This is a genomic window from Patulibacter sp. (genome assembly GCF_030655195.1).
GTDB lineage: Bacteria > Actinomycetota > Thermoleophilia > Solirubrobacterales > Solirubrobacteraceae > Patulibacter.
In genome coordinates this window covers 12,824-24,650 of record NZ_JAURWA010000151.1, presented here as the reverse complement: position 1 = coordinate 24,650, position 11,827 = coordinate 12,824, and the positions used below count along the sequence as shown (strand labels likewise).

Genomic DNA, 11,827 nt, shown 5'->3' with positions numbered 1-11,827 from the left:
GGCGGGTGCCGGCGGTGCGCTAGCGGAGGATCCGCAGCCCGGCGTGCTTCGTGGTGTCCTGGCGCCGTCCGCCGACGAACAGCCAGACCCCGGCCGCGACGGCCAGGGCACCCAGCGGGGGGAGCACGACCGACAGCAGGGCGACCAGTGCGGCGCCGAGGGCCCCGCCGATCGACAGGAGCGTGCGCTGCTCGTCCTCGAGGCGGGCCCGCGTGCGCCGCAGGAGCGCCTGCACCGCCGTGCCGACCACGAACGCCACGACGCCGCCGGCGATCAGCGCGGGCCACCAGACGTCGCTGCGGTCCGCGACCGTCGCGGCGGCCACGACCGCACCGAACACCACGCCGAGGCCCAGGAGGACGCGCTCGGCGGTCTGCGTCTCGAGTCGGCGGCGGGCGATCAGCGCGGCGACCGCCAGCACGACGGCGAGCGCCAGCAGCACGGGCGACTCGACGAACGAGAACGAGGTGCCCTCGTAGTCCGCCCCGAGGTTCGCGAGACCGGCGAGCGCGGCCACCGCGAGCGGGAGGAAGGGGCTGGCGCCGGCCGCGGCGGCGACGCCGAGGCCCTGGAGGAGGTCGAGGAGATAGTTCATGTGCGTGGGGGCGATACCGTTTCGAGCATGACTGTAGAGGACCAGGACCCGACCGCCACGCGGGGCACGGACGGGATCGCATCCCGCGCCGGGGCCGCAGCGGCCGCCGGTCCCGGGTCCCGTGACGCTGGTCCGGCGGACGGTGCCGCCGCCGGTGGGAGCGGCGCCTCGACGTCCGATACCCGTTCCGGCCCGCCGGCTGCGGCCTCGACCCGCCCCCCGGGCGACCGCGAGCGGTACGCCGGGCTGTTCGCCCAGCGCACCCGGGTCATGAAGAGCTCGGCGATGCGGGACCTGATGGCGCTCACGGAGCGCCCCGAGGTCATCTCGCTCGCCGGGGGCCTGGCGGACACCACGCTGTTCCCGGCCGAGGACCTGGCCAAGGTGCTCTCCCACATGGCCGCCGGCGACTCCGCCCGGGCGCTGCAGTACGCGCCGACCGAGGGCATGGCGGAGATCCGCCCGTGCCTGGCCGAGGTCATGGCGGCCGAGGGCACGATCGTCGACCCCGACGACATCCTCGTGACGACGGGCGGCCAGCAGGTCATCGACCTCGTCTGCAAGACGCTCGTGGACCCGGGCGACGTGATCGTGGCCGAGGCCCCGACCTACCCCGGGGCCGTCCCCACGTTCTCCGCCTACGAGGCCGACCTCGTGCAGGTCGAGATGGACGACGACGGCATGCGGATCGACGTCCTCGAGGAGACGCTGGACCGCCTCGAGGCCGAGGGCCGGCGGCCGAAGTTCATCTACACGATCCCGACGTTCCAGAACCCGGGTGGCGTGACGATGTCCCTGGAGCGGCGCCATGCCCTCGTGAAGATCGCGCAGGAGCGGCAGATCCTCGTGCTGGAGGACAACCCGTACGGGCTGCTGCGGTACGAGGGCGACCCCCTGCCGACGCTGCTCTCGCTCGACGGCGGGCGCTTCGTCATCTACGCCGGCACGCTGTCGAAGATCCTCTCCCCGGGCATCCGGGTGGGCTGGGCCGTGGCCCCCGCCCCCGTCCGGCAGAAGATGGTCATCGGCAAGGCCGGCTCGGACCTGAACTCGTCGTCGATGTCCCAGCTGTTCGTCGCCTACTACTTCAAGGAGCGCGACTGGCGGGACTACGTGCGCCACCAGTCCGCCGTCTACCAGGCCCGTCGCGACGTGATGCTCGAGGCGCTGGAGCGCCACATGCCCGACGGGACCACGTGGACCCGGCCCAAGGGCGGGCTCTTCGTCTGGCTCACCCTCCCGGACTACCTGGACACGACGGACCTGCTGGCCCGGGCGCTGCAGCACAACGTCGCCTTCGTCCCCGGCCGCGGTGCGTTCCTCGACGGCCGTGGCGGCAACTCGATGCGGATCAACTTCTCCGGCGTCGGCGAGGACGACATCCGCGAGGGCATCAGCCGCATCGGCTCCGTCATCGCCGAGCAGCTCGAGCTCTACGCCTCGATCGCGGGCACCGCTCGTCCTCGCGGCCGCTCGACCCGGTCGGGCTCCGGCGACGCCCGCACCTCGACCACCACCGACGACTCGTCGATCGTGCCGCTGCGCACCGCCGGCCGTCGCCGCGGGACCGCCTGATGCGGGTCGCGGTGCTCCAGGGCGGGCGCTCGCTCGAGCGGCAGGTCTCCCTGCAGTCCGGGCAGCGCGTCGAGGAGTCCCTGCGGCGCCTGGGCCACGAGGTCCACCACGTCGACATCGACCACGGCCTCGTCTCGCACCTCATCGATCTGGCGCCCGACGTCGCGTTCGTCGCGCTGCACGGCGAGGACGGCGAGGACGGGACCGTCCAGGAGCTGCTGGAGGTCCTGGGGATCCCCTACACCGGCTCCGGGCCGGGATCCTGCGAGCAGTGCTGGGACAAGGTCGTCGCCAAGCGGGTGCTCTCGACGGCCGGCGTCGCGACCCCGGACGCCGTCAGCGTCTCGAGCTCCGCGTTCAAGCAGCTCGGCGCCGCCGACGCGCTCGGTCGCGTGGGTGAGCGCCTGGGGTATCCGCTCGTCGTCAAGCCGTCCCGCCAGGGCTCGGCGCTCGGCCTGCGCATGGTGGCGAAGGCGGAGGAGGCCCCGGGTGCCCTGCTGGCGGCCCTCTCCTACGACGACCGCGTGCTGCTGGAGCACCACGTCGACGGCCGCGACCTCTCGGTCTCGGTGCTCGACGGCGCGACGCTGCCGATCGTCGAGGTCGAGCCGACCGACGTCGACCGCTACTCCGCGCGGTACACGATCGGTCGCACGACGTTCACGTGCCCGGCCGAGCTCTCCCCCGCCACCGCGGCGGCGGCCGAGGAGCTGGCCCTCAAGGCGTTCCACGCCCTGGGCTGCCGCGGCTTCGCCCGGGTGGACCTGCTCGTCGACCGGGCGACGGAGGAGCTGACCGTCCTCGAGGTCGACGCGGTGCCCGGCCTGACGCACACGAGCTACCTGCCCGTGGCGGCCGAGGCCGCGGGCATCGAGTTCGACGACCTCGTCGCCCGCCTGATCGACCTGGCGCTGCAGGTGTCGGCCGGACCGGCCTGAGGGCGACGCCCGGCGCATCCTCGAGGGCGGCTCTGCACGATCACGTGCAGACGAGCGCGGACGCGCCATCTGCAACGGATCCTGCAGGACGGCGGGCCGGTGGGGCAGGGCGGACTCGCGACGGCGCCCCGCCCGAGGCTCAGCCCTGCTGGCCGAAGTCGTCCGGCGACACGTCGTCCAGGAAGCTGCGGAAGCGGTCGACGACGTCGTCGGCCTCCTCCGAGCCCTTGTCGAACTCGATCGCCGACTCCTCGATGACCTCGTCGGCCGCGAAGATCGGCGCGCCGCTGCGCACCGCGAAGGCCAGGGCGTCCGACGGCCGGGAGTCGACCTCGACCTCCTTGCCGTTCTGCTCGAGGGTGATCGTCGCGTAGAAGGTGTTGTCGCGCAGCTCGGTGACCGCCACCTTGGTGCACTTGACCTCGAACTGCTCGAGGACGTCGACCATGAGGTCGTGGGTCATCGGCCGGGGCGTCGATGCGCCCTGGAGCCGCATGAGGATCGCCGCGGCCTCCGGGTGCCCGATCCAGATCGGGAGGAAGCGGTTGGACTCGGCGCACTTCAGGAGCACGATCGGCTGCTTGCCGACCATGTCGAAGCTCACGCCGTAGATGGTCATCTCCTGCATGGATCTGCTCCGAGGGGAGGGTGCGGGGCCAGAAGGCCGACTCGGCATCCTGCACCACGAGTATAGGCCGAGGGCCCGCCGGTCCCGCGGCGCCGTGGGCGACGGGCCGCGCCGCGAGAGGGGCGACGGTCGCGACCACGGCGAGCCGCCCGGCGAACGGCCTGCACCGCGACCCCGGAACGACGAACGGCCCCTGAGGGGCCGTTCACATGGGCGATCCTGGATTCGAACCAGGGACCTCTTCCTTATCAGAGAAGCGCTCTAACCGACTGAGCTAATCGCCCCGAGGACGGAGAAGACTAGCGGACGTGCGATGATCGCGCCTCGCCGTCCGCAGACCCCGATCGCCGTCCCTCACCCGGGATCCGGGCCGCCCGGCGGCGTCAGGCGTCGAGCCGCTCCATCAGGCGGCGGGCCGCCCCGGCGTCGCGGAGCCGGATCTCGATCGAGAAGCCGTCACCCTTCGGCCGGACCTCGACGTCGTGGCCCATGCGACGGCCCAGGCGGTCCCCCAGGTCCGTGGCCGCGGCGACCTGGTCCGCGGGAGCGACCTCGCGCGTCCGCTTCGCCCGGGTTCCGGTGCCCTCGGCGCGGGCCTTCTGCTCCAGGACCCGCACGGACCAGCCCTGGTCGGCGGCGCTGCGCGCCAGGGTCCGGCGGACGTCGTGCCCGTCGGCCAGGAGCAGCGCCCGCCCGTGGCCCTCGGTCAGGCGGCCCTCACCGATCAGGTCCAGCGTCTCGTCCGGCAGGTCGAGGATCCGCAGGAGGTTCGAGATCGCCACGCGCGACCGGCCGACCATCCGCCCGACGGCCTCCCGCGTCAGGCCCATGTCCTCGACCAGGGCCGAGATCGCACGTGCCTCCTCGACGGGGTTGAGGTCCGCCCGGGCCATGTTCTCGACGAGCGCGGCCTGGAGCGTCGTCGCGTCGTCGCGCTCCTGGACGAGGGCCGGCAGCTCCCCGAGGCCGGCGAGCTGCGTGGCGCGCCAGCGACGCTCCCCCGCCACGAGCTCGTAGCGGCCCCCGGGCATCGGGCGCACCAGGACCGGCTGGAGCATGCCCCGGTCGGTGATCGAGTCCGCGAGCGCCTGCAGGGCCTCGGGATCGAAGGTCCTGCGTGGCTGGTTCGGATTGGCGACGACGAGCTCGACGGGCAGGGTCCGGAGCTCGGCGCGCCGCTCGCCCCCGGACTCGCCGTGCTCGTCGGCGGAGAGGATCGCGGCGAGGCCCCGACCCATCCCGCGCTGCTTGGGCTTAGCCACGGGCGACCATCTCCTTCGCCAGGTCGAAGTACGCGGTCGCGCCGTTCGAGTGCGGGTCGTGGTGGATCACCGGGATGCCGTAGCTCGGTGCTTCGCTGATGCGGACGTTGCGCGGGATCACGGTGTCGAAGACCAGGTCGGGGAAGTGCTCGCGGACCTCGCGCTCGACGTCGTGGGCCAGTCGGGTCCGCGTGTCGTGCATCGTCAGGAGCATGCCCGCGATCGCCAGACGCGGGTTGAGGCGACGCTGGATCAGGCCCAGGGTGTCGAGCAGACCCGCCAGACCCTCGAGCGCGAAGTACTCCGCCTGGACGGGGACGATGACCCGGTCGGCCGCGACCAGCGCGTTGATCGTCAGCGGCCCGAGCGACGGCGGGCAGTCGAGGAGGACGAAGCGGTACTCCTCCCGCACCTCCGCCAGCGCGTCGCGCAGGCGGCCGTCGCTGCCGGCCTCGCGGGCGAGCTCGACCGTCGCCGCCGCCAGATCCGGGTTGGCGGGGAGGAGGGAGAGCCCGTCGATGCTCGTCTCGACGACCGCCTCCGCGGCCGAGACGTCGCCGCGCAGGACGTCGTAGACGCTCGGCTCGATGTGCTTGTCCACCCCGAGGGCGACGGTGGCGTTGGCCTGCGCGTCGATGTCGATGAGGAGGGTGCGGTACCCCGCCTCGGCGATGCAGGCGGCGAGGTTGACGGCGGTCGTCGTCTTGCCCACGCCGCCCTTCTGATTCGCGATGGCGTAGATCGTTCCCAAGGGCCACCGAGGGTACCGGGCGACCCCTCCGGACGAGGGTCGGGGATCGGGATGCGGTGCTGCGGGACAGATCACGTCCGTTTCACGTGAAACACCCACGTGGGCCTGCATGAGGGGTGTCAACGGCCAGCCGTCGTCCACACCCGATGCCCCGCCGCGGAGACGCGCCGACCATGTGCACGGGTCCCTCACGGCGCACCATCGGACGCCAACGGCCGTTTCACGTGAAACGGAGGAGCGTGGCTCGGGATCACGATCGGGTCCGCACGGCCACCCGGGGAGGGTCTGATCGGGTCGGCCCCGGATCACCCTCGCGGGACCCGAGGGGCGGGCGGCGGGGCGGGACCGGTGTCTGGCTGCCGTCGCCGGCCACGTCGACCGCGCGCGCACGGCGACCGACGGCGCGTGGGCGCAAGGGCGGCCCGGAGCTCGCGATCGACGATCCTCGGCCGCGAGGCCGGCCCGGGAGCTCGCGAGCCCCGGCCCTCGGGCGCCAGCCCGACCGGAGCTCCCGGTCGACGGCATCGGCGCCCAGCCGGCCGTCGTCCTGGAACCGACGGGTCCGTCGGCAGGGATCCTCGCGAGACGACACGGCCCCTCACGGGTACCGTCGACCCATGGGCATCCGCGGGCTGGAGAACGTCGGGATCGTCGTCGACGACCTGGAGGCGGCCACCGCCTTCTTCGTCGGCCTGGGTCTCGAGCGCCTGGGGGAGGGACCCGGCGGCAGCGCCGCGATCGTCGAGGGGGCCTGGGTGGACCGGGTGGTCGGGATCGACGGGGCGCGGTCGGAGATCGCCATGCTGCAGACACCCGACGGTCACGGGCGCCTCGAGCTGATGCGCTTCCTCGCACCGGAGATGCGCGATCCCGATCGGGACGCACCGCCGAACACCCACGGCATCCGCCGCCTGGCGTTCACGGTGGACGACGTCCGGGCGACCGTGGCGACGGTCCGGGAGGCCGGACACGAGCTGCTCGGCGAGGTCGTCGACCACGAGAGCCTGTACCGCATGTGTTACGTGCGGGGCCCCGAGGGGATCATCGTGATGTTCGTCGAGGAGCTGGCGCCGGCGACGGGGGCCTGACGGAGCGCTCCCGGCTCAGCCGAGCGGCTTGCGGCGGGCCTCGCCGGCCTGCCGCGGGAAGCCCTTGGGGGTCGGGCCGCTCTTGATGTGGACGACGAGGCGACGGTTCTCCGCCTCGGGCCACGGGGTGACCTCGACCTGCTCCGGCGGGGACATGCGCAGTCGCTTCGCGGCGGCCCGGGCGACGGTCTCCTCGTCGCCCTCGATCGAGCCCTTCCAGGCCACGAGCCGACCACCCGGCGCGAGCAGCGGGCAGGCGTACTCGAGGAGCACCCCGAGCTGCGCGACGGCCCGGGCGGTCACGACCTCGGCCCAGCCCTGTCCCTCCCACCACGTCTCGGCGCGGGCGTGCACGCCCCGGACGTTGGACAGGCCCATGCGCTCGCCGCAGGAGACGGTCCAGGCGACCTTGCGACCGACGGTGTCGAGCGCGACCACCTCGGTGTCGGGGCGGGCCGCGGCGAGGACGAGCGCGGGCACGCCCGCGCCGGTGCCGATGTCCACGATGCGGGTCGCGCGGGACAGCGACGGCACGACGAGCCCCGAGAGACCGTCGGCGACGTGTCGGTCGACCGCATCCTCGGGGTCGGTGACGGTGGTCGCGGCGTGCTCGTCCGTCTCGTAGACGTCGAGCAGGACCCGCAGCTGATCGACCGCGACGGCCGGCAGGTCGTGCTCGGCGGCCAGGGCCTCCAGGCGGCCCTCGACGCGGTCGGAGAAGCGCCTGACGGTCACGCCGATGCTCCCCGGCACACGGACGACGACGCGGGCCGGATCGCCGCCCGGGACGCGACCGGGCCGCGAGACACGACGGGGCTCACGCCTTCGGGCGCGAGACGACGAGGTGGCGCTCGGGCTCGTCGCCCTCGCTGTGGGTGCCGACGTCGCCGCGGTCCCGGAGCCGCTCGTGCACGAAGCGCCGTTCGCTGGCCGTCATCGGATCCAGGGCGACGGGCTCGTCCGTCCGCAGGGCGCGGTCGGCGGCCTCGTCGGCGATGCGCTCGAGGATGGCCTCGCGGCGGGTCCGGTAGTCCCCGGCGTCGACCGTGACGACCCAGTCGCCACCGGGCGCGTGCTTCGCCGCGATGCGCGTGGCCAGGTGCTGGACCGCGTCGATCACGTGACCGTGCCGGCCGATGAACGGTGCGACCGAGTCGCCGTGCAGGGTGGCCGTGATGCGGGTGCCCTCGCGGGTCACCTCGACCTCGTCGCCGGCCTCGATGGCGACCGCGACGCGGCCGACCATCGTGCCGACCTCGGCGGCGATGCGGCCGCCGATCTCGTCCTGCGCGGCCATGGCCTAGCGCCTCCGGCCGGAGCGCTTCTTCTTGCGCTTACGCGGCGGCGGGGGCGGCTTCACGCCGCCGGAGCCGGCCGACCCGCCCGACCCACCGGCCTTGGCCTTCGTCTTGACCGCCGCGGCACCGCCGGGCGTGACCTCGAGGTCCTCGTCGTCCTCGACCTTGGCCGGCTTGACGTGGCCGTAGACCTGGATCAGGCCCCACTGCTGCACGAGCGTGAAGACGTTCGTCGTGATCCAGTAGATGAACAGGCCGGACGGCGGCTTGATCGGGATCAGGAAGAAGACGAAGACCAGCGGCAGCGCGAGCATCAGGCGCTTCTGGTTCTTGTCCGCCGTGGGCGGCATGTTCACGATCGACGACGCCATCTGCGAGCCGACGTAGAGGACCAGCAGGAGGATCAGCAGGCTGCCCGTGGCGACGGCCGTGATGTCCGTGATGCCGATGAAGCCCTCGCCGAAGCCGCCGACCCGGGCCGCGGCGTTGCGGACCTGATCGAAGGTGTCGGGGTTGTACGTGAAGTTCGACGACGGGTTCGGGACGACGTGACAGCCGACGTCGTGGGGCAGGTTCAGGTCACGTCCACCGCCACAGATCTCGAACTTCAGATCCGTGCGGAGCATGTAGTAGAACGAGATCAGGAACGGGATCTGCACCAGGAGCGGCAGACAGGACCCGAACGGGTTGACCTTGTGCTCGGAGTAGAGCTTCATCGTCTCCTGCTGGAGACGCGGCTTGTCGTCCTTGTACTTCGCCTGCAGGGCCTTCATCTGCGGCGTGATCGCCTGCAGACCCCGCATCGACTTGAACGACTTGATGCCCAGCGGCAGCACGCACAGGCGCAGCAGGATCGTGAGGACGATGATCGAGAGGCCCCAACCGAGTCCGATCGAATCGTGGAAGAACTCCAGGATCGGCAGGAACAGGTTGATGAGCCACTGGATCGGGGCGATGACGGCTGCGGGCATGGAACTCGTTCAGTCGTTCAGGACGGCGATGAGGAACGGCGGGAGCGGAACAGCCGCTGGGCCGACACGGGATCGTATCCGCCGTGGCTCCAGGGGTTGCACCTGAGGATCCGCCACGTCCCGAGGACGAGCCCGCGCAGGACCCCCTCGGTGCGGACGGCCTCGACGGCGTAGTGGCTGCACGTCGGCTCGTACTTGCACGAGCGCGGCAGGGCCGGGGAGATGACGCGCTGGTACGCCCGGATCGGCGCGATCACGATGGACCGGAGGATCGGCATCAGGCCGGCGCGTCCGGTGCGGGGATCGCGGGCACGGCCTTGTCGACGAGCTCGCGGAGCGCGTCCGCGATGCCGGTCAGGCCGTCGCGCTCGGCGACGGCCAGCGCGTCCGGACGGGCCACGAGGACGAGGTCCACGGCCGTCAGGCGGTCGACGTGCTCGTTGACCGCCTCGCGCAGGAGACGCTTGACGAGGTTGCGCTCGACGGCGCCCCCGACGCGGCGGGAGACGCTGAGGCCGACGCGCGGATCGCGGGCCTCGTCGGCGTCGTCGCGCGGGAACAGGTGCAGCACCAGGTGGCGGTTGCCGAACGAGCGCCCCTTGCGGAAGACGCGCTCGAAGTCGGCGCTGCGGGTCAGCCGACCCCGCTTCGACCGCGGAGCGGCCGGACGGGGATCAGGCATGGACTCAGACGGAGACGGTGAGCTTCTTGCGGCCCTTGGCGCGGCGGCGCTTCAGGACCTCGCGGCCGGCCTTCGTGGACATCCGCTCGCGGAAGCCGTGGGTGCGGGCGCGCTTGCGCTTCTTCGGCTGGTAGGTGCGCTTCATCTCAAGAGCTCGGGTCGGGGGGCTCGCGTTCCGACGGCAGGCACGACGGCCTGCCCGGCGCGGGCACGGAACGGGCAGTCTAGCGATCGGACGGCGGACGGGCGCAGCGGCATAGAGCACCCCTCGGACGGACGTCCCGGCACCCTCCGCGACGCTTTCGCGCTCTTTCCGGGAAGTCCGGTCGGGACGGGCCCGATCGAGCCGTCGTGGCGGCGGGCCGCTGGTATATTCGCGGCTCGCCGTCACCCATGGTGACGGCCTCCTCGGGGCCCGTCCGCGGCCCCACACCGGATCCTCCGTCGCTCCTCGAGCGGCCACCTCCTGCTGCCGTGACCCACTCCGACCTCGACCGCGCCTGGGCGGCCATCATCGAGGACGCTCGCAGACAGATCGGCGACGGTGCCTGGGACAGCTGGCTCGCCGTCCTGCGCCCCGTCTCCACCGACGGGCACCAGCTCTGGGTCCAGGCGCCCTCCCACGCGCGCACGTGGATCGAGGCCCGCCTGACGCCCCTCCTGAGCGCGAGCGCCACGCGCGTCATGCGGCGGCCGCTCCAGGTGGTGCTGGCGCCGGACGAGGCTCCGCGCCCCACGGCGCCGGGACGGACCGGCGGCTGGTCCGCCGCCGGGGACCAGGCGCCGGCCGAGCCGCCGCCGGCCGAGCGGCCCTTCACCCCGCGGTTCCGCTTCGAGGAGTTCGTCCTCGGTCCGTCCAACCGCTTCGCCCACGCCGCCGCGCTGACGGTCGCCGAGAACCCGGGCATCACGTACAACCCGCTGTTCCTCCACGGCCCCCCGGGCACGGGCAAGACGCACCTCCTCCACGCCATCGGGCAGTACGCCCGGCAACACCACGAGGGCATGCGGGTCCGGTACTGCACGGCCGAGACCTTCACCACCGAGTTCACGGGCGCCCTGCGCACGAAGGGCATCGCCGCCTTCAAGGAGCGCTACCGCGAGCTCGACCTGCTGCTCGTCGACGACGTGCAGTTCCTCATGGGCAAGAAGAAGACGGAGGAGGAGTTCTTCCACACCTTCAACGCCCTGCAGGAGGCCGGCGCCCAGCTCGTCCTCACGGCCGACCGCGTGCCGCCCGAGATGGGCGACCTCGAGCAGCGCCTCCGCGACCGCTTCGCGTCCGGCCTGGCCGCCGAGGTGGAACCGCCCGACGTCGCGACGCGCCTGATGGTGCTGCGCAAGCGGATCACGGGACAGGCCATCGAGCTGGCCGACCCCGGCGCGCTCGAGGAGATCGCCCGCCACGTCTCGACGAGCGTGCGGGCCGTGGAGGCCGCGCTCGTCCGGGTCGTCGCCTACGCGTCCCTGACGGACCGGCCGCTCACGGCGAGCCTGGCCCGTGAGGTCCTCGGGTCGCTGTACCCCGGTCGCCCGCGCACCCCCGGCCAGCGGACCGACGACCCGGTCCTCGCGCCCGTCACCGTCCCGCACGTGCTGGCGGCGATCGCCGAGACCTTCGACGTCTCGCAGGACGACCTGCTGTCGAAGCGCAACGACCGTCGCCTGTCGTGGGCCCGCAAGCTCGCCATGTACCTCGCGCGCGAGGAGACGGGTGCGTCGTATCCGTCCCTCGGTCGCGACTTCGGGGGCCGCAACCACACCACCGTGATGACGGCCTGCCGCAGCGTCAAGGAGCGGATCGACCGCGATCCGAGCGCACAGGTGGACCTCACGCGTGTGCGTTCCCTGTTGCTCGACGTGCGCGCCGGCGAGGGCCCGGCCGCGGACGGTCCACAGGCCGACCGGCATGGGTGACAGACTGCACAGCGCCCTGTGCGTGGTGGCCGTCCTCCGTCTCCCGTCGACCACGGGCGATGCGGGTCGACCGACCGTCGGACGCACAGGACGCACAGGCCTTCCTACGACTCCTGATCACT

14 protein-coding genes and 1 tRNA gene are annotated in these 11,827 nt (G+C 72.7%); 4 read left to right on the top strand and 11 right to left on the bottom strand.

What is annotated here, in order from left to right:
• Nucleotides 1-19: 19 nt before the first annotated feature.
• Entirely contained in the window at nucleotides 20-595 is a 576-nt protein-coding gene (locus Q7T67_RS17135) for a DUF4126 family protein (protein ID WP_304792487.1), read from the bottom strand.
• 27 nt (nucleotides 596-622) lie between these two features.
• Between Q7T67_RS17135 and Q7T67_RS17130 the strand changes: the two genes are divergently transcribed.
• Both Q7T67_RS17130 and Q7T67_RS17125 read left to right on the top strand, forming a co-directional pair.
• Nucleotides 623-2,170, top strand: coding sequence for a PLP-dependent aminotransferase family protein (locus Q7T67_RS17130; RefSeq protein ID WP_304792484.1), 1,548 nt, complete (start codon nucleotides 623-625; stop codon nucleotides 2,168-2,170).
• Nucleotides 2,170-3,108: a D-alanine--D-alanine ligase gene (locus tag Q7T67_RS17125; protein WP_304792481.1), complete on the top strand. Its 939-nt coding sequence runs from the start codon at nucleotides 2,170-2,172 to the stop codon at nucleotides 3,106-3,108. Before Q7T67_RS17130 ends, Q7T67_RS17125 begins: the two co-directional genes overlap by 1 nt.
• A gap of 139 nt (nucleotides 3,109-3,247) precedes the next feature.
• Here Q7T67_RS17125 and Q7T67_RS17120 read toward each other — a convergent pair whose 3' ends face one another.
• The 4 genes from Q7T67_RS17120 to Q7T67_RS17105 form a co-directional block, all read right to left on the bottom strand.
• The gene (locus tag Q7T67_RS17120) at nucleotides 3,248-3,736 is read right to left on the bottom strand and encodes a bifunctional nuclease family protein (protein WP_304792478.1); all 489 of its coding nucleotides are present in this window, start codon (nucleotides 3,734-3,736) and stop codon (nucleotides 3,248-3,250) included.
• Nucleotides 3,737-3,946: 210 nt separating this feature from the next.
• A tRNA-Ile gene (locus Q7T67_RS17115) sits at nucleotides 3,947-4,020 on the bottom strand.
• Between the two features lie 99 nt (nucleotides 4,021-4,119).
• Nucleotides 4,120-4,998, bottom strand: a complete 879-nt coding sequence (locus Q7T67_RS17110) for a ParB/RepB/Spo0J family partition protein (protein WP_304792475.1) — start codon at nucleotides 4,996-4,998, stop codon at nucleotides 4,120-4,122.
• Nucleotides 4,991-5,749: a ParA family protein gene (locus tag Q7T67_RS17105; RefSeq protein WP_304792472.1), complete on the bottom strand. Its 759-nt coding sequence runs from the start codon at nucleotides 5,747-5,749 to the stop codon at nucleotides 4,991-4,993. The genes Q7T67_RS17110 and Q7T67_RS17105 overlap by 8 nt, the downstream gene beginning before the upstream one ends.
• Before the next feature lie 617 nt (nucleotides 5,750-6,366).
• Between Q7T67_RS17105 and Q7T67_RS17100 the strand changes: the two genes are divergently transcribed.
• Nucleotides 6,367-6,837, top strand: a complete 471-nt coding sequence (locus Q7T67_RS17100; protein WP_304792469.1) for a VOC family protein — start codon at nucleotides 6,367-6,369, stop codon at nucleotides 6,835-6,837.
• Between the two features lie 15 nt (nucleotides 6,838-6,852).
• Here Q7T67_RS17100 and Q7T67_RS17095 read toward each other — a convergent pair whose 3' ends face one another.
• The 6 genes from Q7T67_RS17095 to rpmH all read right to left on the bottom strand — a co-directional run bounded on the left by Q7T67_RS17095 (nucleotide 6,853) and on the right by rpmH (nucleotide 9,933).
• Nucleotides 6,853-7,572: a 16S rRNA (guanine(527)-N(7))-methyltransferase RsmG gene (locus tag Q7T67_RS17095; protein ID WP_304792467.1), complete on the bottom strand. Its 720-nt coding sequence runs from the start codon at nucleotides 7,570-7,572 to the stop codon at nucleotides 6,853-6,855.
• Nucleotides 7,573-7,654: 82 nt separating this feature from the next.
• Entirely contained in the window at nucleotides 7,655-8,134 is a 480-nt protein-coding gene (locus tag Q7T67_RS17090; RefSeq protein WP_304792465.1) for a R3H domain-containing nucleic acid-binding protein, read from the bottom strand.
• 3 nt (nucleotides 8,135-8,137) lie between these two features.
• Nucleotides 8,138-9,106 (bottom strand): YidC/Oxa1 family membrane protein insertase, encoded by a 969-nt coding sequence (locus Q7T67_RS17085; protein WP_304792462.1) that lies wholly within the window; start codon nucleotides 9,104-9,106, stop codon nucleotides 8,138-8,140.
• Between the two features lie 17 nt (nucleotides 9,107-9,123).
• Nucleotides 9,124-9,384, bottom strand: a complete 261-nt coding sequence (gene yidD, locus Q7T67_RS17080) for a membrane protein insertion efficiency factor YidD (protein WP_304792459.1) — start codon at nucleotides 9,382-9,384, stop codon at nucleotides 9,124-9,126.
• Nucleotides 9,384-9,788: a ribonuclease P protein component gene (rnpA, locus tag Q7T67_RS17075; RefSeq protein WP_304792456.1), complete on the bottom strand. Its 405-nt coding sequence runs from the start codon at nucleotides 9,786-9,788 to the stop codon at nucleotides 9,384-9,386. The genes yidD and rnpA overlap by 1 nt, the downstream gene beginning before the upstream one ends.
• A gap of 4 nt (nucleotides 9,789-9,792) precedes the next feature.
• The gene (gene rpmH, locus Q7T67_RS17070) at nucleotides 9,793-9,933 is read right to left on the bottom strand and encodes a 50S ribosomal protein L34 (RefSeq protein WP_304792453.1); all 141 of its coding nucleotides are present in this window, start codon (nucleotides 9,931-9,933) and stop codon (nucleotides 9,793-9,795) included.
• A gap of 329 nt (nucleotides 9,934-10,262) precedes the next feature.
• On the opposite strand from rpmH, the gene dnaA reads away from it, so the two are divergent.
• Nucleotides 10,263-11,705, top strand: a complete 1,443-nt coding sequence (gene dnaA / locus Q7T67_RS17065) for a chromosomal replication initiator protein DnaA (protein ID WP_304792450.1) — start codon at nucleotides 10,263-10,265, stop codon at nucleotides 11,703-11,705.
• Nucleotides 11,706-11,827: the final 122 nt, after the last annotated feature.

What these genes read in the sequence shown, in the direction of transcription:
- Q7T67_RS17135 (WP_304792487.1), bottom strand. Translation starts at nt 595, where the DNA reads ATGAACTATCTCCTCGACCTCCTCCAGGGCCTCGGCGTCGCCGCCGCG.
- Q7T67_RS17130 (WP_304792484.1), top strand. Translation starts at nt 623, where the DNA reads ATGACTGTAGAGGACCAGGACCCGACCGCCACGCGGGGCACGGACGGG.
- Q7T67_RS17125 (WP_304792481.1), top strand. Translation starts at nt 2,170, where the DNA reads ATGCGGGTCGCGGTGCTCCAGGGCGGGCGCTCGCTCGAGCGGCAGGTC.
- Q7T67_RS17120 (WP_304792478.1), bottom strand. Translation starts at nt 3,736, where the DNA reads ATGCAGGAGATGACCATCTACGGCGTGAGCTTCGACATGGTCGGCAAG.
- Q7T67_RS17100 (WP_304792469.1), top strand. Translation starts at nt 6,367, where the DNA reads ATGGGCATCCGCGGGCTGGAGAACGTCGGGATCGTCGTCGACGACCTG.
- Q7T67_RS17090 (WP_304792465.1), bottom strand. Translation starts at nt 8,134, where the DNA reads ATGGCCGCGCAGGACGAGATCGGCGGCCGCATCGCCGCCGAGGTCGGC.
- Q7T67_RS17085 (WP_304792462.1), bottom strand. Translation starts at nt 9,106, where the DNA reads ATGCCCGCAGCCGTCATCGCCCCGATCCAGTGGCTCATCAACCTGTTC.
- yidD (WP_304792459.1), bottom strand. Translation starts at nt 9,384, where the DNA reads ATGCCGATCCTCCGGTCCATCGTGATCGCGCCGATCCGGGCGTACCAG.
- rnpA (WP_304792456.1), bottom strand. Translation starts at nt 9,788, where the DNA reads ATGCCTGATCCCCGTCCGGCCGCTCCGCGGTCGAAGCGGGGTCGGCTG.
- rpmH (WP_304792453.1), bottom strand. Translation starts at nt 9,933, where the DNA reads ATGAAGCGCACCTACCAGCCGAAGAAGCGCAAGCGCGCCCGCACCCAC.